The following is a 20,524-nucleotide window of genomic DNA, read 5'->3' as shown; positions in this document are numbered from 1 at the left end:
GCGCCTCCGACAAGATGCGCGGCGCTGTGGTTCTCAGGACGGTTCCTGCTTGTCCCGCATCACGACGTCCAGTTCGGCAAGCAGCGGAAGATGATCCGAAGCGCTTCGCGCCAGGGTGCTGCCGTGCACCCTGCAGGAAGCCACTTCTATGCCTTTCCCGATCAGCACGTGATCGATGCGCAGCAGCGGCAATCGCGATGGAAAGGTCGGCCGAGGCTTGGCGCCGGTCAGCAGTTGCGCGTCGCTGAGCTGTCGGGCCAGGAGCCTGTAGGCGGTCGAACGCCCCGTGGCGTTGAGATCGCCTGCCAGGACCACGTGAGCGTCTCCCTGGGCCATTCCTCCGAGCCAGCCGGGGCCTAGAAGGGCGGTCGCCTGGCGCAGGCGCTCGGCGCCGCGCAATCCGAGATGCGTCACGATCACCTGAAGCTTGACTGCGGCGACGTCGATCTCCACCCAGAGCGCGCCCCGCGGCTCGCCGGACGAGGGGAGGGGTGCTGCCTTGATCAGCCGCATAGGCAAGGCCGTCAGAACGGCGTCTCCGTATTTCTCGTCCTCCAGGTGGAGAGCCGGATGGAACTCGGCTTCCATGTTGAGATGCGTGGCGATCATATGGGCCTGGTCTATTCCACCGGTGCGGGCGCGGCCGACGTCGACTTCCTGCAATGCGATGACGTCGGGCTGGCATTCGGCGATGACGGCGGCGATGCGCGCGGGATCGAGCCTGCGGTCGGTGCCGAAGCAGCTGTGAACGTTGTAGGTGAGGAAACGTATCCGCTGTCGCATCGCCTTCGGAACACGCAGCACCTGCTTTTCGTTCCGGTGGGTGCGCAAGGGAGGGCCGATGTCCAGAAAAATTCTAGCGAGACTGTTCATCGCTGCCGGTATCTGCGTGGCGGGCTGGTTGATCTATCGCACCCTCAGCCAACATAGCTTTCATGAAATCGCTGGTTCGATCATGCGGATTCCGGCCCGGAATCTCTTTGTGGGCATCGGTTTCGTCTTTCTTTCCTATTTCTGCCTGACCCTCTTCGACACCCTCGCTATTCGCTATGTCGGGCGGAAGCTCGCCTATCCGCAAATCGCCATCGCCTCCTTCACCAGCCTTTCGATCGGCCACAATGTCGGCGGCGCGGCCTTGAGCAGCGGTGCAGTCCGCTACCGGTTCTACTCGCGCTGGGGGTTGAGCGCCGAAGAGGTGGCGAAGGTCATTCTGTTCTGCGGCGTCACCGTCGGCCTCGGCCTTGTCGCATTGGCCGGGCTTTGTTTTCTGATCGTGCCTTCGGGTGCCGCGCGGCTTACCGGATTTTCCACGACCGGCGCTTTCCTGCTCGGCACTGCCTGCATAGCGGCCGCGGCCGGTTACGTCCTGCTTGCTTATTTTCTGCGGGGCTCGGTTCGCATCTTTCGCTGGACTTTCGAAATGCCTTCGGTGGGGATTGCCGCCTTGCAGGTCGTCGTCGGAGTCGCCAACTTCCTCTGCGTCAGCGCAGCGTTGCATCAGCTGCTCAGCGCCTTCGAGGAGGTGAGTTTCATCGACACGGCCATGGCCTATGTCGGGGCCGGCGTGACCGCGATCGTCAGCCATGTCCCCGGCGGAATCGGCGTACTCGAGGCGACGATCGCATTTCTGCTTGGCAGTTCGGCGAGCCTGGGCGCTCTGATCGCCTTTCGGGCGATCTATTTCTTCCTGCCGCTGCCGCTCGGCTTGATCTCGCTTTCGGTCGCTGAGTTCGTCGCCCGTCGGGATGAGGAAAAAAGCCTGGTGAGCAAGGCGAAAAGCTGACCGATCCAGCGCCTCACGAGCTTGTGCGTGCGATAAAAGGGTCGGATCGGCCTTTGCGGATCGACGATCTCCGTGCCCCAGACGAGACTGGTCGCGCCGTCGTCATCGATTCCATCGAAGGCGCGTATGCCGCGCCGGCGCGTGTTCAACCTGTCCAAGGCGGCGACGAGCGAGTTCGTTTCCCTCAGTGCCTTTTCAACGGCGTCCGCTTCAATGTCGAGATGTTCTGCGATCAGGCCGTTGCGGACTCTGGCAATGGCGGCGCGCTGTCCTTCGTTGGCCGCTTCTACGGCGACGTCGCATTCGGTGTCGAGGCTTGCCGAGCGGTGGTTGAAGTTCGACGAGCCGACGCGGAAAAAACGATCGTCGATCGCGACCACCTTGGAATGGATAATCACCTCCTGCTCGGATCCGTCGGCGGCGGGAACGACCGGGTAGGCGACCCTGAGCCTGCCGTAGCGGTCGGCCCGCTTGAGCCGCCGAACGAGACGGTCGCGGTTTCCTCCCATGACGATGCGTTCCAAAAGCCCATGCGAGCTGCGGGTGGTGATGACCACCACTTCCGGGCCGTCCGGCTCCTGCAGCCGGTCGCAGAGCAACTGCCCAATTCTTCCCGATGCGAAATACTGGTTTTCGATGTAGATGTGACTTTGCGCACTGCGCAAGGCATCGAGCGTCAGCCGCAGTGCCTCCTGCCGGCCGCGCCTTTTGCCGGAGCCCGGCTCCGTGCGGGCGATTGCGACCGGGCAATCCTCGAGCACCGGCACCGTGCCGTTCGGCCATGCAAGCGCCCTCGCGGGCGGCGCCTCGATTTCCTCGCCCGTAGAGGCTTTCCAGCGGGATCTGCAGAGATCGCCGATGGCGCGGCTCGCCTCGCCTTCGAGCACCACCTGGATGTCATGCACCGGATCATAGGGTTTTCCGTCCGGATCGCGCCGCAACTCGTTCTCGGCCGCGTGCTCCGGCGTGTCCCAGCGGCGCGCCGTCAGGTCGATGCCCCCGGCAAAGGCGATGCTGTCGTCGATGCAGACGAGCTTCTGGTGATGCGATCCGCGCAGCGCCCGGTGGCTCGCGAAGCGAAGTTCGATCTGCGGATGGGCCGCCCATTGCTGCCTGCGAAAGAGCCTGAGCGACTTTCCCGAGTAGATCGGTCCCATCGCCCAGACGAGAATGCGGATCTTCAGTTTCGGCTTTTGCGCAGCGAGGCGCTCGAGCCTGCTGCCGAGCGATTCCGCCTGGGGGTCGTCCGGTCTGAGCTTGATGCGCGGATCGAAGTCCCATCCGGTGATCCAGATCTGCTCTTCCGCCTGATCGAACGTACTGTCGAGACAAGCATAATAGGCGGCTGCGTCCACCAGGAAGGACAGATGCCGTGCGGGCGCGCTGCGCCAGACATTCTCCGCCTCCTTGATTATCGGCCGGCTTGTCCGACGCCATCGGCCGGCCGGATTTCCGGTGAACGCGCTTTTCCAGTCCAAGCTTCCTATCCCGTACGTGGCGACTGGAAATGAATCCCTTTCAACCGTGATTTGTTCCAGGAGCAGCATTGTTGCCGAACAAAGCCTTCGCGGCGACCAGGTCGGCGGAGCTTTGCCATGGCGGAACATTTCCCGGCAGGACGAGATTAGAAGGTTCCGAGCCTTCAATCGAACCCGCCAATCACCCATACGCTGACCGGAGGAGGGGCAAATATGCCGAACACTTCCGACATCCTCATCGACACGCTTATCGAATGGAAGGTCGATGTCGTCTTCGGCCTGCCCGGAGACGGCATCAACGGCATCATGGAGGCGCTGAGGAGGCGGCAGGATCGCATCCGGTTCGTTTCTGTGCGCCACGAGCAATCGGCCGCCTTCATGGCATGCGCCTATGCCAAATTCACCGGCAGACTCGGCGTCTGCCTCGCCACATCGGGCCCGGGCGGCACAAATCTGCTGACCGGCCTCTACGATGCGAAGCTGGACCAGATGCCGGTGCTCGCGATCACCGGCATGCAGTATCACGACCTGATCGAGACGTTCTCACAGCAGGACGTCGATCTCACCCGCGTCTTCGAAAACGTCGCCGTCTACAACGCGCAGGTGAACGACGCAGCCCACATGGAAAACCTCGCAAACCTTGCCTGCCGGTCGGCGCTCTCCAAGCGCGGCGTGGCGCATCTTTCGATCGCCAACGACGTGCAGGAGCGGATGGCTAATGGCGGGCGGTCCCGCCGCAACCGGCCGGGGCACATGCCGAGCCGGTATTTCGCCGGCAAGCTCGTGCCGCTAGAAAGCGATCTTTCGAGAGCGGCGGATCTCCTGAATGCGGGCAGGAAGGTGGCAATTCTTGCGGGGCGCGGCGCACTCGAGGCGAAGGAGGCTCTGCGCGAGACGGCGGAACTGCTGGGCGCGCCGGTGGCGAAGGCTCTTCTCGGCAAGGCGCTGCTGCCCGACGACGACCCGCTGACCACCGGCGGCATCGGCATACTCGGCACCGCGCCGTCGCAGGAGATCATGCAGCAATGCGACACGCTGCTCATCGTCGGCTCGACCTTCCCCTATCTCGAATATTATCCCAGGCCGAACACGGCAGCCGGAATCCAGATCGACCATGACCCGCAGCGCATCGGTCTGCGCTACCCCGTCGAGGTCGGGCTGGTCGGCGAGGCAGGCGAGACCCTCCGCATGCTCAACAAGCGGCTCAAACGCAAGCAGGACAGGTCGTTCCTCGAGCGGGCGCAAGAGCAGACGCGAAACTGGCGCCGGGAGCTGCGGGCGATGGAAGGCGACAGGAGTTCTCCCCTGAAACCGCAGGCGGCGGTCGCGGCTTTCGGCCGGCGCATCGCGAAGAACGGTATCGTCGTCACCGATTCCGGACAGAACACCGAGCTTGCGGCCCGTCATGTCGATCTCGGTGCGGACCACATGTTCGCGGTCTCCGGCGCCCTCGCCTCGATGGCCTCGGGCCTGCCCTATGCTATCGCGGCGGGCATCGCGATGCCGGACCGCCCGGTCTATGCGGTCGTCGGCGACGGCGGCTTCGCGATGCAGCTCGGCGAATTTGCGACAGCCGTCGGATACCGGATTCCTTTGAAGCTCCTGGTCATCCGAAACGACATGCTGAACCAGATCGCCTGGGAGCAGATGATGTTTCTCGGCAATCCGCAATTCGCCTGCGAATTGCCGCCGATCGATTTCGCCGCCGCGGCGGAGGCCATGGGCGGCCGGGGCTTCACCGTCCGGTCCTTCGGCGAACTGGACGGGATCATGGATCAGGCCTTCGCCGTGGATGGGCCGGTGGTCATCCAGGCGCTGGTCGACCGTTACGAGCCGCTGATGCCGCCGAAAATGCCGGCGGACTACGCCCGGAACTTCCGTGCCGCGCTTCCGGAAACGCCGGGGCACGAGAAGATCGAGGAAAACCTCAGGAATTCCTCCGTCGGCAGGAAGGTAACCGACGAGGAGCCGCCGCCGCCGCATGAGGCGGCGCCGGACGAGAACACCGGCGAATTGCCGGGAATTCCGTAGAGCGCATTCCCGCCGACGGGAACAAAGCATGCCTTCTTCGGTTCGAACCGGAAGTATGGGCTTCGAGGACCCGAGAATGACGCATGCTATAGGCAGCAGGCGATGGGCAATCGCCGACGGCTACATCCCTTCTTCGAGCGCGAGCGACGATCCCGTGCTCGTCTCCCCAGCGCTCGTCTCCCATGAAAGCGCCTGCATCCTGAATACCGGTGACACGCCGGCCAAGGTCGAGATCATGCTGTTCTTTTCCGACCGGGAGCCCGCAGGTCCGTACCGTGTAACCGTCGCGGCCCGCCGGACGGTCCACCTGCGTTTCAACGATCTCGACGATCCGGAGCGCGTGCCGCGGGACACGCCCTATGCCTCGCTGATCGAATCCGACACGCCGATCGTCGTGCAGCAGACGCGGCTCGATTCCCGGCAACCGCCCCACGCTCTCTTGAGCACAATCGCCTATTGCCAGGAGTAGCATGCCGAAAACACCGTGGAGTGCTACCTCTCAGAACCTCGGTCAGGATTTTCACAACTGGTCGGGCGGCCTGCGCTTTCGTCCGTCGCGTCTGGAGGTGCCGGAAGACGAGGAAACCGTGGCGGCGCTCGTGCGCGCAGCCGCGCGGCAGGGCCGCAGCATACGGCCGGTCGGCTCGGCCCATTCGTCGAGCGAGATTTACGTGACCGACGACATCCTGGTCTCCATGGCCGACATCTGCGGCTTACGCGAGCATGATGCGCAACACCACCGCGCCACGGTCGGCGCCGGCTCGCAGCTGACCGAGCTCAGCAAGGAGCTGCAGGCAGCCGGCATGACGCTCTCCAACTTCGGCGACGTGGCCACCCAGACCGTCGGCGGTGCGATCGGAACCGGAACGCATGGGTCCGGACGGAATTTCGCCAACCTGTCGATAATGCTCGTGGGCGGCCGCCTGGTCACCGCCGGGGGTGAGATAAGGACGTTCGACGTGGAAGAGGAGCCGGACTTCGTGCGGGCCCTGCGCGTCTCCTTCGGGACGCTCGGGATTCTCACCTGGACCACTCTGAAGCTCGAGCCGTTGCACGATCTGCACCGCCAGGAATGGTGCCTTGCCTTCGAGCCATGCATGGAGGTGCTCGATAAGCTCTCCCGCGAAAACCGGAATTTCGATTTCTACTGGTATCCCCGCTCCGACGAGGTGAAGATCCGTTGCCTCAACCCGCCCGGCGAGGAGAAGGATTACGGCGCCTTCGCACGGCTGGCAAAGGACGAAACCGGCCCGCCGCACGCGGTCATTCCCCAGCACAGCGACCTTCCGCATCGTTTCGAGGAGATGGAATATTCCATGCCCGCCGAAGCGGGGCCGGAATGCCTCGGAAAGCTGCGCGCGCGGATCAAGGAAAGATGGCGCCGCTCGGTCGGCTGGCGTCTGCTCTATCGCTACATCAAGGCGGACGACAGCTGGCTCAGCGAAGCCTATGGGCGGGATTCCGTGAGCATATCGCTTCATCAGAATGCGACGCTCCCCTACTGGGACTTCTTTCTCGACCTCGAACCGATCATGCGCGATTACGGCGGGCGGCCGCATTGGGCGAAGAAGCACAGCCTTCGCGCAGCCGAGCTCAGACCCCTTTACCCGATGTGGGACCGCTTTCTCGCGCTCCGGCAGGAAATGGATCCGGACGGGCGCTTCCTGACGCCGTATCTGCGCGGGCTTCTAGGTTGTTAGGAGGGCGTATGCAGGCGATCGGCAAGAGGCGATGGACGATAGCCGGGGGGCGCATTCCCCTTGAAAGCAACGGTCGGGAACCCGAATTCACGAGCCGCGACGAGATCGCGGTGCTCAACTGTTGCGACAGCCCGGCCAGGCTGCGCATTCATATCCATTATGCGGATCGTCCGGCTGTCGGACCTTATGAGGTGGAGGTCGCCGCGAGGCGGGTCCGCCGCATCCGCTTCAACGACCTGATCTTTCCCGAGGCGCTGCAGCTGGACGAGGATTTCGGCGCGGTCATCGACGCGGATATTCCCGTGGTCGTGCAATTTACCCGCCTCGACAGCGGCACAGCATCGCGCATCGCGGTGGCGACCGCGGCCTATGCGGAGCGGAACCTTCAAGGGAGCGGACGATGAAAGAGGCGCCGTGGTTCTCGAGCTCGGTCATCTATGGAATCGACGTGCGCAGATTTTCGGACGGAAATGGCGACGGGATCGGCGACTTCATAGGTCTCAAGGAGCGCGTGTCTTATCTGCACTATCTGGGCATCGACTGTGTCTGGCTCTCGCCCTTCTTCAGGTCCCCCTTTGCCGATAACGGCTACGACGTCAGCGACTATTATTCCATCGATCCGGTTCTCGGAACGCTGGACGACTTCCTGGATTTCCTGCACGCCGCCGGCGAACAGGGCATTCGCGTCATCGTCGATCTCGTCGCCAACCACACATCCAGCGAGCATCCGTGGTTCCAGGCGGCGCGGCGCGACGCGAGGTGCCGCTTCCGCGACTATTACGTCTGGTCGGAAAGCCCGCCGCCGGTCGCTCCGGACAACAAGACGGCGTTTCCCGGCGAGGAAAGCAGCGTCTGGACCTATGACGATCTCGCCCAGGCCTATTACTTCCACAAGTTCCGCCATTTCCAGCCGGACCTGAACATCGCCAATCCGGCGGTGCGAGACGAATTGCTCCGTGTGGTCGACTACTGGCTGACATTGGGCGTCGACGGATTCCGGGTGGATGCCGCGCCATTCGTAATCGGCGAAACCGGCATAGAGCACGCGGACCCCAGGGACCCCCAGGGCTTTCTCAGGGAAATGCGCAAGCTGGTCGACGGGAGGCGCCAGGACGGCCTTCTGCTCGGCGAAGCGGACCTGGCGCCGGAAAAGCTGCGGTCCTATTTCGGTGAGGGAAAGCTCGACCTTCTGTTCAATTTCGTGTTGTGTGCGGCTTTCGCCGCGAGCCTTGCGGGGCAGAAGGCCGACCCCATCGGTCAGGCGCTTTCGATCATGCCGGAGCCGCCTCCCCATCGCGGCTGGGCGAACTTCCTTCGCAATCTCGACGAACTGAACCTCGATCGCCTGCCGGAAGACATTCGAGAGGAAACCTTTGCAGCCTTCGCCCCGGATGAGGAGATGCGGATCTACGGACGCGGCATCAGGCGCCGCCTCGCGCCGATGCTGGACGGAAACCGGGCGAGAATAGAACTCGCCTTCAGTCTGCTTCTGTCTTCCCCGGGCGTGCCGCTCGTTCTCTACGGCGACGAGATCGGCCTTGGCGAGGACCTTTCCCGACCGGGCCGGGAGCCGGTCCGCGTGCCCATGCAGTGGAATGCGGGTACCAATGCCGGCTTCTCCACCGCCCAGCGCGCCAAACTCGTCCAGCCGCCGGTGACAGACGGCCCATTCTCCTTCAAGCGGGTCAATGTCGAAGCTCAGCGTGAGGACCCGGGGTCGCTTCTGAACCGCGTGCGGGCGATGATCCTGACGCGGCGCCGGCACGAACTCTTCAACAGGGGACGCCCGGTCATGCTGCACACCGGAGACCCGGCGCTGTTCGCGCTGGCCTATTCCGACGGCACCGAACTATTCGTGGTGCTGCACAATCTTTCGGACGGCAAGCGGCGGGCGGAGCTCGAACTGCCCGGCGCAATCGACGCCAGGCTCAATGACATTCTCGGCGAGCGTGAGGTCGAGCTTTCCGGGCAGCGTCTGGCGATAGGGCTCGGTCCGTTCGGCTACGTCTGGCTTCATTCGGGAAAGAAGGATTGAGATGGCGAGCATCGGCTATCACGCATCGCACGAGCAGTTCACCCCGCTCGACCTGTTGAACTGGGCGCGGGCGGCGGAAGAGGCCGGGTTCGATTGCACCATGTCCTCCGACCATCTGGCGCCCTGGAGCGAACGCCAGGGGCAAAGCGGCTTTGCCTGGGCCTGGCTGGGTGCCGCCCTCCAGGCAACCGAGCGGAGCTTCGGCCTCGTCACGGTTCCTTGCGGCTGGCGCTATCACCCGGTGATAACGGCCCAGGCCGCCGCAACCCTTGCCCAGATGTTTCCGCGGCGCCTTGCCTGGCTTGCGCTCGGCACGGGCGAGGCACTGAACGAACACGTCGTCGGCGGTGCCTGGCCCGGAAAGGCGGAACGAAACGCCAGGCTGCGCGAGGCGGTCGGCGTCATCCGCGAGCTTTTTGCCGGCCGGACGGTGACGAGGGACGCGCCCATTGCCGTCTCCGAGGCCCGGCTTTATACGCTTCCCGAAACTCCGCCTGCGCTGATCGCAGCGGCTTTGACGCCCGAAACGGCGGAAGGTGCCGGCGAATGGGCCGACGGCCTCATCACCGTCAATCAGTCGCCGGAAAAGCTCGCGGCGATCGCCCAGGCCTTCAAGCGCGGCGGCGGCGACGGCAAGCCGCTCTGTCTTCAGGTCCATGTGTCCTATGCCCGAAGCGACGAGGAGGCGCGGCGGAACGCCTTCGACCAGTGGCGGAGCAATGCGCTCAGCACCTTTCAGTCGGAAACCCTGATGACGCCGGGCGACATAGAAACCGCGACGAGCGGTGTCCGCCCGGAGGACCTCGACGCCTATGTCCGCATTTCTTCCGATCCGGGGCGGCACCTCGCCTGGATCGAAGAGGATATCGCGGCAGGCTTCGACGAGATCTACCTCCACAATGTCGGGCGCAATCAGCTCGAATTCATCGACGTCTTCGGGCGCACGGTGCTGCCGCGCGTGCGCGCTTCCTGATCGGCAACCGAGTAAGTTGACGACAGCCGTCCCGCCGGTTTTCCACCTTGACGTCTGGTGCATTATGTTCCCCCAATGCCGGCAGGATCGGGCGGGAGGGGTTGCGGCTTGTACGACTATTGCATCATCGGAGGCGGGATCGTCGGCCTCGCGACCGCTATGGCGCTGCAGGAAAGGATGGGCGGCGCCAGCATCGTGCTTCTGGAAAAGGAGCGGGAGCTTGCGCGGCATCAGACGGGCCACAACAGCGGCGTGATCCACGCCGGGATTTACTATGCACCGGGATCCCTGAAAGCGAAGCTGTGCCGCGAGGGAGCGGAGGCCACGAAAGAATTCTGCACCGGGAGCGGCATATCGTTCGAAACCTGCGGCAAATTGCTGGTCGCGACGAACGATGCCGAGATCGAGCGCATGGAGAGCCTGGAAGAAAGAGCGCGGCAGAATGGGATCGAATACACTCGCCTGTCGAAGTCGCAACTGCGATCGGACGAGCCTAACATCGCCGGCCTCGGGGCGCTTCTCGTCCATGCGACGGGGATCGTCGATTATTCGGCCGTTTGCCTGGCGATGGCCGAGCGCATCGAAGCCCGGGGCGGCGAAATCCGGCGCGGGGTCGAGGCCACTGCCATTGCCGAAGAGGACGGCGGCGTGCGGATCGCAAGTGCATCCGGCCGCATCGAAGCGCGCAGGCTGATTGCCTGCACCGGCCTGCAGTCCGACCGCATCGCGCTCATGGCCGGCCTCAGCATCGACCACCGCATCGTTCCGTTCCGGGGCGAATATTACGTGTTGCCGGCATCGAAGGCCGGTATGACCAGGCGCCTCATCTACCCCATTCCCGACCCGGACCTGCCTTTCCTCGGAATTCACCTGACCCGGACGATCGACGGAGGCATGACCGTCGGCCCCAATGCGGTGCTGGGCTTTGCCCGCGAGGGCTACCCGAAGGGCAGCTTCAAAGCGGCCGATGTGGCGAACATGGCGGCGTTTCCCGGCTTCTGGAAAATGGCGGCGAAGAACTGGCGTTCGGCGATCACGGAATTCGCCAATTCGGCATCGCGGTTCCGCTATCTGCGGGAGTGCCGGAAATACTGCCCGTCGCTCACGATCGACGACCTCGCAGTCCCGCAGGCCGGCATCCGGGCGCAGGCGGTCATGGCCGACGGCAGCCTCGTCCACGACTTCCTCTTCAAACAGACCGAAAGGATGCTCCACGTCTGCAACGCGCCGTCGCCGGCTGCGACCTCGGCAATTCCGATCGGCCGCATGATCGTCGATCGCCTGCTCGACGGGGCTCCTACCGCGACGGAACGATCACAATCGCTTCATGGACTCATGCGCAACTTCATCGGTAGTGCATCGAGCCGCCGCTTCCTTTACTTTCGCCCCCGCCATGCGCACACTCTGCCGGAGGAGCAAGCGCGGTCCGTTGGGAGGCGTTGATGGTTTCACATTCCGAGCACATCCGCGAAATCGAACGCGTCAGCCGTGGTCTTCCCGTGCGCCGCGACGAGACGGTCGTGAAATCGTGGCTGCGCTGCCTGGAGCATCACCGGCTCGATCCGGCGCAGAGTTGTGAAGCCTATATCGTTCCGGAAACGCGGCTTAGGGAACACCGCCAGCAATCGGAGGATCTGATCGCCATCGCCCGTTCGGGGCTCGAAAACCTGTTCCGCCAGGTGGCGGGGCAGAACTACGTGCTGCTGCTTTCCGACCGCGAAGGCGTGACGGTCGAGTTCCTCGGCGATCCCCTCTTCGGCAACAGCCTGCGCAAGGCGGGGCTCTATTTGGGTTCGGAGTGGTCCGAGTGGCGCGCCGGGACGTGTGCGGTGGGCGCGTGCCTGGAAACGGGAGAGGCGCTGACGATCCACCAGACCGACCACTTCGACAACACCCACACGCCGCTCTCCTGCACGGCCGCGCCGATCTACGACATCCAGGGCGAACTCTCCGCCGTGCTCGACATCTCGCTTCTGAGTTCGCCGATCCTCAAGGCGAGCCAGAACCTGGCACTGCACCTGGTGAGCGCGACCGTAAGGCGCATCGAGCTTGCCAATCTCATGGCGCAAGCGCGTAATCAATGGGTCCTGCGATTCTCGCGCTCACCCGAATTCCTCGACGTCGATCCGGAGGCGGCGATCTCGATCGACGGTCTCGGCCGCATCGCCGGCATGACGCATGCGGGAGCGAAAATCCTTGCGCGTTCGACAGGCCTCGACTGGCGCGATCCGAAGCAACTGATCGGCGAGCCGGTGTCGCGCTTCTTCGACATCGAGGTCGACAATCTTTCCGACCTTACCCGCCGGCGCCCGACCCGGGAGCGGCTCGTCTTCGCGCGGGATGGAAACGCGCTCTTCGCCCATGCGATCGAGCCGCACTCGAAGGTCCGCGCACCGCTCGTTTCGCGCGAGCAAATTCCACCGGCCTTGCGGCGGCTCGGCGGCGACGCGCCCGTGATCGCGGCGCTGCAGGCAAAGGCGGCAAAGCTTGCGCGGACGCGATTGCCGATCCTCATTCAAGGCGAGACCGGAACGGGCAAGGAACATCTCGCGCGGGCCATCCACGAGGGCAGCGGTCTCGAGGGCCCGTTCGTCGCCATCAATTGTGCGGCAATCCCGGAGCAGCTGATCGAAAGCGAGCTTTTCGGCTACTTGCCGGGAGCTTTCACCGGCGCTTCGGCAAAGGGCCGCAAGGGCCTGATCGAGCAGGCGGACGGCGGAACGCTCTTCCTCGACGAAATCGGCGACATGCCGCTTGCCCTGCAAAGCCGGCTGTTGCGCGTGCTTGCCGAGGGCGAGGTGCTGCCGGTCGGCGGGACGGCACCGCGGAAGGTTCGGATCCGGATCGTCTCGGCATCGCACCGGCCCCTGCAGACGCTCGTCTCGCAAGGAGCATTCCGCGAGGACCTCTATTACCGGCTCAATGCCGCGACGCTCACCCTTCCGGCGCTCCGGGACAGGCCGGACTTCGACTGGGTTCTGGAGCAACTCCTGAAGCGGCACGGCGATGGCGAATTGATATTGTCCCCGGCCGCGCTTTCTGCGCTCAAGGCCCACGATTGGCCGGGAAACATCCGCGAGCTCGACAACGTCATCGCGGTCGCCGCGGCACTTGCCGAGAACGGCGTCGTGGAGCTCGGCGACCTGCCGGACCAACTCCTGGCGAATGCGGACACTGTCGGCGGAAACGAGGCGAGCGCGACCTTGAGCCTGACGCTGGCCGCTTGCAACTGGAACATTTCCGAGGCTGCCCGCCGGCTGGGGCTCGATCGCTCGACGGTGCACCGGCAGATCAAGCGCTACCGCCTCAAACCCCACCGCCATTGAGGCGCAATCCGTCGCGGCAGGCGGCCGTGCAACAGGCGCGGCGCCACACATGTTGCAGCCGCGTCGCATCATGCGACACCTCCACGTTCTCGCTTCTTGAAAACACTCGGTTTTCTGCCCTGGCACGGTCATTGCAGAAGATGGTTCGACGACCAGCGTCTGCGGGCGGTTGAGGAGCCGCCCGTGTGCCATCCAAGCAAAGAGGAGGATACCCATGCTTGAAGAAAGTCCCGGCACCCGCGTCGATACCGTGCTCGCCAAACTCGGAAAAGCCCTTGAACAGGGCGACATCGATGCGGCCGTCAACCTGTTCCAGGCCGACTGCTATTGGCGCGACCTCGTCGCCTTCACCTGGAATCTCAAGACGATGGAGGGGCAGGATCAGATCCGCGACATGCTGACGACGCAGCTCGCTGCGATCAAGCCGGCGCGGCTGCGCCAGGACGAGAAGGAACCGGCGAGCGCCGGCGACGGCGTCACCGAAGGGTGGTTCGAGTTCGAGACCGAGGTGGCGCGCGGCCACGGCCATATCCGTCTCAGGAACGGGCTGATTTGGACGCTTCTGACGACGATGACGGAGCTCAAGGGGCATGAGGAGCCGAAGGGGCTCAGGCGGCCGCTCGGCGCCGAACACGGTCATGACCCGGACCGTAAGACCTGGAAGGAAAAGCGCGAAGCGGAAGCAGCCGAACTCGGCTACACGACGCAGCCCTATGCCGTCATCATCGGCGGCGGCCAAGGCGGGATCGCGCTCGGCGCGCGCTTGCGGCAGCTGGGCGTGCCGACGATCATCATCGAGAAGAACGAACGCCCCGGCGACAGCTGGCGCAAGCGCTACAAATCGCTCTGCCTGCACGACCCGGTCTGGTACGACCATCTGCCCTATATCCCCTTCCCGGAAAACTGGCCCGTCTTTGCACCGAAGGACAAGATCGGCGACTGGCTGGAGATGTATACCAGGGTGATGGAACTCAATTATTGGAGCTCCACAACCTGCAAGTCGGCGCGATACGACGAGGCGACCGAGGAATGGACGGTGATCGTCGAACGGAACGGCGAGGAGGTCGTCCTCAGGCCGAAACAGCTCGTTCTCGCAACCGGCATGTCGGGCAAGCCGAACGTGCCAAAGCTCGAAGGCCAGAACATCTTCAAGGGCGAGCAGCAGCATTCTTCGCAGCATCCCGGTCCCGACGCCTATCGCGGCAAGAAGGTGGTCGTCATCGGCTCCAACAATTCCGCGCATGATATCTGCGCCGCACTTTGGGAAGGCGGCGCGGATGTGACCATGGTGCAGCGATCGTCGACGCACATCGTCCGATCGGACACGCTGATGGAGATCGGGCTCGGCGATCTTTATTCCGAGCGGGCGCTTGCCGCCGGCGTGACGACGCGCAAGGCCGACCTGATCTTCGCCTCGCTCCCCTACCGGATCATGCACGAGTTCCAGATCCCGCTGTACGAGAAGATGCGCGAGCGGGACGCCAAGTTCTACGCCGATCTCGAAAAGGCGGGCTTCATGCTCGACTGGGGCGCCGACGGCTCCGGCCTGTTCATGAAATATCTGCGCCGCGGCTCCGGCTACTATATCGACGTGGGCGCCTGCGACCTCGTCATCGATGGCAGCATCAAGCTGAAATCCGGTTCCGACGTCAGCCACCTGACCGAGGATGCCGTGGTGCTGAAGGACGGTACGGTGCTTCCGGCCGATCTCGTCGTCTACGCCACAGGCTACGGTTCGATGAACGGCTGGGCGGCCGACCTCATCTCGAAGGACGTCGCCGACAAGGTCGGCAAGGTCTGGGGTCTCGGCTCCGATACGCCGAAAGATCCGGGTCCATGGGAGGGCGAGCAGCGCAACATGTGGAAGCCGACGCAGCAGGAGGCGCTCTGGTTCCACGGCGGCAACCTGCATCAGTCGCGGCACTATTCGCAGTATCTTTCGCTGCAGTTGAAAGCGCGCTGCGAAGGCATATCGACGCCCGTCTATGGCCTCCAGGAACGCCACCACCTTTCCTGATCGGCAAGATGCCAGCCGGAGAAGTCCGGCTGGCATCGGGCGTGGCCTGGCTGGCGGGCCAGATCCCGGGCGGGATCAAGTGCTCCCCGGAAAAATCCGCAGGAGCGTCTCTCTTTGCTCCCAGATCATGACCGCTCCGCTCAGCGCCATGAAGCCGACCACGATCACGCGGAAATTCAGCTCGCTCATGTTCGTCAGCACCCGCTTGGCGAGCCAGTTGGAGAGAAGCGCTCCCAGCCCGGCGGCGATGCCGAACAACAGCAGCTTGTCTGTCAACGCTCCGAGTGCCGTATATGTGCCGAGCTTGGCGAAATGCATGGGTAAGGAGATCGCGGTCTTGGTCCCTACCATCTTTTCCTTGGTGATGCCGGCATTGAGATAGAGCGTGTTCAGGATCGGCCCGATGGCTCCGATCAGGCCGGAAAGAAAGCCGACGACGAATTGTGCCGGGAAAAACCACCAGGTAGCTACCGCAAAGGTCCTTTCCCGCCGGCCGAAGCCGTATTGGAATATTGTCGAGATCAGGAACAGGCCGACGACGATCTGAAGCCATTCCGCCGAGGTGTTGGAGAAGGCGGCGGCGCCGAGGACGCCGCCGAGCGCCGCGCCGGGGAGACCCCAGGCGGCGACGCGCCATTCGATATCCCCAGAAAAAATCAGGATGCGCCCGCCTCTCGCAATGAGGGTGGCGACAGCCACCACGGGAGCGACCGCCTGGGCACCGGCGATGAAGCCGATGAGCGGCACGAGAAGCATGGCTCCACCTCCGCCGCCGATCGTCGAAACGATCCAGGCGATGAAACCCGAGGCGGCGAGGAGAAGATAATCCATCATGTCGAACTTGCCCTCAGGCGAGCCGGATCAGACAAGGAGATCCGCGGAAACGTCGTCCGCGAACCTACCGATTAGGTGTCCGCGCGCGGCTCCCGGGCATCCTACCCGAGTTCTATGTAATCCGGGTAACGCGCCGCGATGTCGTCGATCATCGACAACGTGCCGGAGAGGTGGGTCTTCATCGCTTGCGCTGCCTCGACCGGCGCACCCTTTTCGATCCCTTCGATGATCATGTCGTGGGTGTCCACCACACGTTTGGTGCCGACATTGACGAGATTGAGGCGCCGCAGACGATCGATATGGCCGCTGTGGCGCCGGATGATCGGCCAGATGTGCTCCAGCCCCGCTTCCTCGAAGATGATGAAGTGAAACGCACGGTCCGCCGCGAGAAACTCCGCATGTTCCTTCGAAGCGAGGGCTTTCAGCTTGGTGTTCGCCACTCGCAGCCGGTCTGCGATCTGTCCCCTGTTGGCCTTTTCCGCCAGATTGAAGACGGCTTCCTGCTCGACCGCACGGCGCATGAGGTGGGTCTGGCGGGCCAGATTGATATCGATTTTGGAGACCAGCGTCGCATATTGCGGGTAGACGGTGACGAGGCCTTCCTCCTCCAGGCGCATCAGCGCGTCACGCACCGGCGTCTGGCTGAGACCGAACTGTTTCTGCAGTTCGACACGCGAGAGCGCCGTACCGGGGGCGAGGTCGAGCGCGAGGATCCTCTCGCGAAGATATTCCACGATTTGCGGCGCGATCTGCCGGGTGCGGTCAAGGCCGCTGCGATGTTTGGCAGCCGGAGCTTCCGATGTCAAAAATCCAATCCTCCAGGACGGTTCCCGATCCTGTAATAATGCATTAATGTGTTAGTGTGAAGTGGATCTCGCCGGCCGGCCTCCCCGGCAGGACAGGAAGGATCGCCGTGCCCGAGAAGTCGCCCATCCTCGAAAGCCTAGCCGAAGCCCGCCCGTCGAGCTATGCCGATCAGGTCTACGGGCGCATCCTGCACGACATATTGAACGGCATCTTTCAACCGGGCGCACGTCTGCCGACGGAGAACGAACTCGCCGAACGCTTCGGCGTCTCGCGGCCGGTCGTCCGCGAGGCGCTTGCGCGTCTGCGGGTCGACGGCCTCGTGGAAGCGCGGCGCGGCAGCGGCACCTATGTCTTGAGCAGGCCCTCGCAAGATCTGCCGAACCTGGCCGACCTGGAGGATATTTCGCGCTTCCTGCGCTATCAGGAGCTTCGCTTCTACGTGGAAGGCCAGGCGGCAGCACTGGCAGCGGAGCGGCGCACGGAAAAGCAGCTTGCCGCCATTCTCGAGGCCCATGAGGCCTTCGCCCATGAGGTCGGCCGCGGGGCCTTCCTGCCGGAAAGCGACAGGCGTTTCCATCTTGCGATCTGCGAGGGGACGGGAAACGAGTTTTTCGCCAAGGCGCTGGAGGGCCCGGAGGTTTCGCTGACCAGCTTCATGAACGTTTCGCTTGCCCTCACCCGGTCCGGATCGCAGGCACGTGCCCGCCGGGTCATTGCCGAACATGCCGAGATCGTCGAAGCGATCCGCACGAAAGATGCCGTGTGGGCGCGGGTGGCGATGGAAACGCACATCATCAACGCGCGCCGAAGGATGACGGACGGTACAATCGACTCCTGATAGGTAAATATATTTTACAAATCGTTGGCCATGTTGTAATAAAAACCGACTTATGGAGGAGGTTCTCATGCAAACTCGACTTGGTGCCCGTGATTACGCAGCTTCGGTGGTGGCGGTCCCGCCCATCGCGCTGAATGCGGATCTGACGGTGAACGCCGACGCCAACGCGGCGATCATTCGTCATATCGAGGCAGGCGGGGTGCGCATTCTCCTCTATGGCGGAAATGCCAACCTCTATCATTTCGGCCTGGACGACTATCGCGCGGGCATGGAGGCGGTGATCGCGGCTGCTGCGCCGCAGACCGGTCTCATAACGTCGATCGGTCCGGATTTCGGCAAGGCCATGGCGCAGGCGCCGATCGCCCGCGACCTGGGTTTCAAGAACGTGATGCTGCTCCCGACCCAATTCCCGGCAGATCCCGCCGGTGTCGCCAATGGCGTGCGCCGCCTCGCGGCGATTCTCGGCCATGGCCTCGTGCTCTATCTGAAGCGGGAGAATTATGTCGATCCGGACGAGCTTGCCCGCCTCGTCTCCGAAGGCGCCGTCGATTTCGTCAAATATGCGGTGGAGCGGGCCGATCCGGCGCAGGACGCCTATCTCGATGCCGTCATAGGGGCGATCGGAAAAGACCGGATGGCGAGCGGCATGGGCGAAACGCCGATCCACGATCATCTCGGCCGCCGCGCACTGACGACCTATACTTCGGGCGCGGTCTGCATTGCCCCTTCGGCCGCGATGGAGCTCCTTAGGCTCTACAAGGCCGGGCGCGGCGCCGAGGCATTGGAGCTCAGCCAGCCGTTTCTGGAGTTCGAAAGAGTTCGCACGGACCTTGGCGGCTTGCAAGTGCTTCATGACGGCATGCGGCTGGCGGGGATCGCCGACACGGGCCCGCTGATGCCCATGATCTCCAATCTGAGTGCTGCGAAGCTTGGCCCCGCCGGCGCCGCGGTGGAGGCCTTGAAGGCGGCGGAAGCCGCCTGCCTGAGGCGCTCCGGAAAGGCAGCGGCGGCGGCTTCAGCCTGAGTTGACACTTTTGTGTGGATACACTAATACATTAGTGCGCTAGTGCGGATGCGGTGCCGGAGGACTACGAGGCCGAAAACGGCCCACCGCAACGTCCTGGTCTTTATCGAGGAGGAGAAAGAAATGACCATCCGCTATTGTACCCGCGCCGTGGCGCTCTTGACCGCGACGCTCTTTTCCGGCGTCGCGATGGCCGCCGAAGGCGAGGTGAAGATCGTATTGCCGGAGCAGCCGGCCAACCTCGATCCCTGTCGTTCCATCCGGTCGGATATCGGCCGCATCATCAATTCCAATATTACCGAGACCCTGACCGTCATCGACACGGAGAAGGGCACCGTCGGCCCCTGGCTTGCTGAAAAATGGGAGCAGGTGGACGATCTGACCTGGCGTGTGCATCTCAAGAGCGGCGTCAAGTTTCAGGACGGCGCGGCGTTCGATGCCGAAGCGGTGGTCAAGTCCATCAATCGCCTTATGAACCCCGGCCTCACCTGCGACAGCCGCTCGAAATTCGGCGACGTCAAGCTGACGCCGAAGGCGGTCGATGCGCAGACGGTGGAGATCTCCTCCGACAGCCCGGTGCCGATCATGCCGACGCTGCTCGGCACCGTGCAGATCGTCTCCCCCAACATGCCGTTCGACAAGGAAAGCAACGATCCCGTGGGCACGGGACCCTATGTGGTCGAAAGCAAGTCCAACGAGCAGATCGTCCTGAAGCGTCACGATGCTTACTGGGGCGCCAAGCCGGACGTCACGCGCGCAACCTATGTCTGGCGCAGCGAGTCGGCCATCCGGGCGGCCATGGTCGAATCCGGCGAAGCGGACATGACCCCATCCATCGCCGTGCAGGACGCCACCAATGCCGAGTCTGACTTTGCCTATCTGAACTCCGAGACGACCCGCATGCGCATCGATGCGCAGATCCCGCCGCTCGATGATGTCCGCATCCGCAAGGCGCTCAACATGGCTATCGACTGGGACGGCATGGGCGAAGCGCTGTTCGGCAAGGACGTCCTGCGGGCCTCGCAAATGGTCGTTCCGGGCGTGCGCGGCCACAATCCCGATATCAAGCCATGGACCTACGATCCCGAAGAGGCGATGAAGCTGGTCGAGGAAGCCAAGGCCGCAGGCGCTCCGGTCGACAAGGAGATCGTGCTGATCGGGCGCAACGGCTTCTTCCCGAACTCGGCCGAAAGCCTCGAAGCGATGCGGTCCATGTGGCAGGAGATCGGGCTCAACGTCTCGATACGCCAGCTCGAAGCGGCCGACTGGGTGCGCTATCTCGACAAGCCCTTCCCGGAGGGACGCGGGCCGACGCTCTTCCAGCAGCAGCACGACAACAATACGGGCGACGCCGGGTTTACCGCTCCGGTCATGTATCTGAGCGAGGGACAATATTCGACGATCGCCGATCCCGACCTCGACGTCGTGTTGAAGAAAGCCATGGCCGCGACCGGCGACGAGCGTGAAAAGCTGTTTCAGGAGGTCTTCGCGAAGGTGCACGACGAAATCGTCGCAGACGTGCCGATGTACCACATGATCGGCTATGTCCGCGTCGGCTCGCGCCTCGACTGGAAGCCGGATCTCAAGACGAACAGCGAGATCGCGCTCTCCGAGATCCATTTCAAGGACTGACGAACCCGACCTGCCGCCGCGGCGTGTCTCACGTCGCGGCGCCCTC

The 20,524-nt window shown here is 63.6% G+C and carries 17 protein-coding genes; 13 read left to right on the top strand and 4 right to left on the bottom strand.

Annotated features, from left to right (window positions below; genetic code table 11):
- Positions 1-33: 33 nt before the first annotated feature.
- Positions 34-831 carry an endonuclease/exonuclease/phosphatase family protein gene (locus M1D34_RS25320; RefSeq protein WP_027991351.1) on the bottom strand — a complete coding sequence of 266 codons (798 nt, stop codon included), beginning with the start codon at positions 829-831 and terminating at the stop codon, positions 34-36.
- Between the two features lie 10 nt (positions 832-841).
- Here M1D34_RS25320 and M1D34_RS25315 point away from each other — a divergent pair, with 10 nt between their 5' ends.
- Complete coding sequence (locus M1D34_RS25315; RefSeq protein ID WP_010975013.1) at positions 842-1,783, top strand: putative bifunctional lysylphosphatidylglycerol flippase/synthetase; 942 nt, start codon at positions 842-844, stop codon at positions 1,781-1,783.
- On the opposite strand, the gene M1D34_RS25310 is transcribed toward M1D34_RS25315, so the two are convergent.
- Positions 1,678-3,330: a phospholipase D-like domain-containing protein gene (locus M1D34_RS25310; RefSeq protein ID WP_498783077.1), complete on the bottom strand. Its 1,653-nt coding sequence runs from the start codon at positions 3,328-3,330 to the stop codon at positions 1,678-1,680. The two genes, M1D34_RS25315 and M1D34_RS25310, sit on opposite strands and share 106 nt — an antisense overlap.
- A 144-nt stretch (positions 3,331-3,474) precedes the next feature.
- Between M1D34_RS25310 and M1D34_RS25305 the strand changes: the two genes are divergently transcribed.
- The 9 genes from M1D34_RS25305 to M1D34_RS25265 all read left to right on the top strand — a co-directional run bounded on the left by M1D34_RS25305 (position 3,475) and on the right by M1D34_RS25265 (position 15,343).
- A complete protein-coding gene (locus M1D34_RS25305) occupies positions 3,475-5,292 on the top strand; it encodes a thiamine pyrophosphate-dependent enzyme (protein WP_498783075.1) in 1,818 nt (605 codons plus the stop codon).
- A 76-nt stretch (positions 5,293-5,368) separates the two neighbouring features.
- Positions 5,369-5,761, top strand: a complete 393-nt coding sequence (locus M1D34_RS25300) for a sensory rhodopsin transducer (RefSeq protein ID WP_498783073.1) — start codon at positions 5,369-5,371, stop codon at positions 5,759-5,761.
- A gap of 1 nt (position 5,762) precedes the next feature.
- Positions 5,763-6,992 carry a D-arabinono-1,4-lactone oxidase gene (locus tag M1D34_RS25295; RefSeq protein ID WP_498783071.1) on the top strand — a complete coding sequence of 410 codons (1,230 nt, stop codon included), beginning with the start codon at positions 5,763-5,765 and terminating at the stop codon, positions 6,990-6,992.
- A gap of 8 nt (positions 6,993-7,000) precedes the next feature.
- Positions 7,001-7,396: a sensory rhodopsin transducer gene (locus M1D34_RS25290; protein ID WP_498783069.1), complete on the top strand. Its 396-nt coding sequence runs from the start codon at positions 7,001-7,003 to the stop codon at positions 7,394-7,396.
- Positions 7,393-9,027 carry an alpha-amylase family protein gene (locus M1D34_RS25285; protein ID WP_498783067.1) on the top strand — a complete coding sequence of 545 codons (1,635 nt, stop codon included), beginning with the start codon at positions 7,393-7,395 and terminating at the stop codon, positions 9,025-9,027. The genes M1D34_RS25290 and M1D34_RS25285 overlap by 4 nt, the downstream gene beginning before the upstream one ends.
- A 1-nt stretch (position 9,028) precedes the next feature.
- The gene (locus M1D34_RS25280; RefSeq protein ID WP_498783065.1) at positions 9,029-10,000 is read left to right on the top strand and encodes a TIGR03885 family FMN-dependent LLM class oxidoreductase; all 972 of its coding nucleotides are present in this window, start codon (positions 9,029-9,031) and stop codon (positions 9,998-10,000) included.
- A 108-nt stretch (positions 10,001-10,108) separates the two neighbouring features.
- On the top strand, positions 10,109-11,443 hold the full coding sequence (lhgO, locus tag M1D34_RS25275; RefSeq protein ID WP_498783063.1) for an L-2-hydroxyglutarate oxidase: 1,335 nt from the start codon (positions 10,109-10,111) through the stop codon (positions 11,441-11,443).
- Positions 11,443-13,326: a sigma-54-dependent Fis family transcriptional regulator gene (locus M1D34_RS25270; RefSeq protein ID WP_498783061.1), complete on the top strand. Its 1,884-nt coding sequence runs from the start codon at positions 11,443-11,445 to the stop codon at positions 13,324-13,326. Before lhgO ends, M1D34_RS25270 begins: the two co-directional genes overlap by 1 nt.
- 214 nt (positions 13,327-13,540) lie before the next feature.
- A complete protein-coding gene (locus tag M1D34_RS25265; protein ID WP_498783059.1) occupies positions 13,541-15,343 on the top strand; it encodes an NAD(P)-binding domain-containing protein in 1,803 nt (600 codons plus the stop codon).
- A gap of 75 nt (positions 15,344-15,418) precedes the next feature.
- Here M1D34_RS25265 and M1D34_RS25260 read toward each other — a convergent pair whose 3' ends face one another.
- Together M1D34_RS25260 and M1D34_RS25255 are read right to left on the bottom strand one after the other, a co-directional pair.
- Positions 15,419-16,177 (bottom strand): sulfite exporter TauE/SafE family protein, encoded by a 759-nt coding sequence (locus tag M1D34_RS25260; protein WP_498783057.1) that lies wholly within the window; start codon positions 16,175-16,177, stop codon positions 15,419-15,421.
- Between the two features lie 101 nt (positions 16,178-16,278).
- On the bottom strand, positions 16,279-16,983 hold the full coding sequence (locus M1D34_RS25255) for a GntR family transcriptional regulator (protein ID WP_003532175.1): 705 nt from the start codon (positions 16,981-16,983) through the stop codon (positions 16,279-16,281).
- A gap of 107 nt (positions 16,984-17,090) precedes the next feature.
- On the opposite strand from M1D34_RS25255, the gene M1D34_RS25250 reads away from it, so the two are divergent.
- The 3 genes from M1D34_RS25250 to M1D34_RS25240 all read left to right on the top strand — a co-directional run bounded on the left by M1D34_RS25250 (position 17,091) and on the right by M1D34_RS25240 (position 20,478).
- Positions 17,091-17,822 carry a FadR/GntR family transcriptional regulator gene (locus M1D34_RS25250; protein WP_014527624.1) on the top strand — a complete coding sequence of 244 codons (732 nt, stop codon included), beginning with the start codon at positions 17,091-17,093 and terminating at the stop codon, positions 17,820-17,822.
- 52 nt (positions 17,823-17,874) lie between these two features.
- Positions 17,875-18,846 (top strand): dihydrodipicolinate synthase family protein, encoded by a 972-nt coding sequence (locus M1D34_RS25245; RefSeq protein WP_498783055.1) that lies wholly within the window; start codon positions 17,875-17,877, stop codon positions 18,844-18,846.
- Between the two features lie 123 nt (positions 18,847-18,969).
- The gene (locus M1D34_RS25240; protein ID WP_498783053.1) at positions 18,970-20,478 is read left to right on the top strand and encodes an ABC transporter substrate-binding protein; all 1,509 of its coding nucleotides are present in this window, start codon (positions 18,970-18,972) and stop codon (positions 20,476-20,478) included.
- Positions 20,479-20,524 lie beyond the last annotated feature (46 nt).

The organism is Ensifer sp. D2-11, from assembly GCF_054161295.1.
This window is presented reverse-complemented; position numbering and strand designations above follow the sequence as displayed.

Coding starts and splice junctions, on each gene's coding strand:
- M1D34_RS25310 (WP_498783077.1), bottom strand. CDS start 3,330: ATGCTGCTCCTGGAACAAATCACGGTTGAAAGGGATTCATTTCCAGTC.
- M1D34_RS25300 (WP_498783073.1), top strand. CDS start 5,369: ATGACGCATGCTATAGGCAGCAGGCGATGGGCAATCGCCGACGGCTAC.
- M1D34_RS25295 (WP_498783071.1), top strand. CDS start 5,763: ATGCCGAAAACACCGTGGAGTGCTACCTCTCAGAACCTCGGTCAGGAT.
- M1D34_RS25245 (WP_498783055.1), top strand. CDS start 17,875: ATGGAGGAGGTTCTCATGCAAACTCGACTTGGTGCCCGTGATTACGCA.
- M1D34_RS25280 (WP_498783065.1), top strand. CDS start 9,029: ATGGCGAGCATCGGCTATCACGCATCGCACGAGCAGTTCACCCCGCTC.
- M1D34_RS25290 (WP_498783069.1), top strand. CDS start 7,001: ATGCAGGCGATCGGCAAGAGGCGATGGACGATAGCCGGGGGGCGCATT.
- M1D34_RS25285 (WP_498783067.1), top strand. CDS start 7,393: ATGAAAGAGGCGCCGTGGTTCTCGAGCTCGGTCATCTATGGAATCGAC.
- M1D34_RS25270 (WP_498783061.1), top strand. CDS start 11,443: ATGGTTTCACATTCCGAGCACATCCGCGAAATCGAACGCGTCAGCCGT.
- M1D34_RS25315 (WP_010975013.1), top strand. CDS start 842: ATGTCCAGAAAAATTCTAGCGAGACTGTTCATCGCTGCCGGTATCTGC.
- M1D34_RS25265 (WP_498783059.1), top strand. CDS start 13,541: ATGCTTGAAGAAAGTCCCGGCACCCGCGTCGATACCGTGCTCGCCAAA.
- M1D34_RS25260 (WP_498783057.1), bottom strand. CDS start 16,177: ATGATGGATTATCTTCTCCTCGCCGCCTCGGGTTTCATCGCCTGGATC.
- M1D34_RS25240 (WP_498783053.1), top strand. CDS start 18,970: ATGACCATCCGCTATTGTACCCGCGCCGTGGCGCTCTTGACCGCGACG.
- M1D34_RS25305 (WP_498783075.1), top strand. CDS start 3,475: ATGCCGAACACTTCCGACATCCTCATCGACACGCTTATCGAATGGAAG.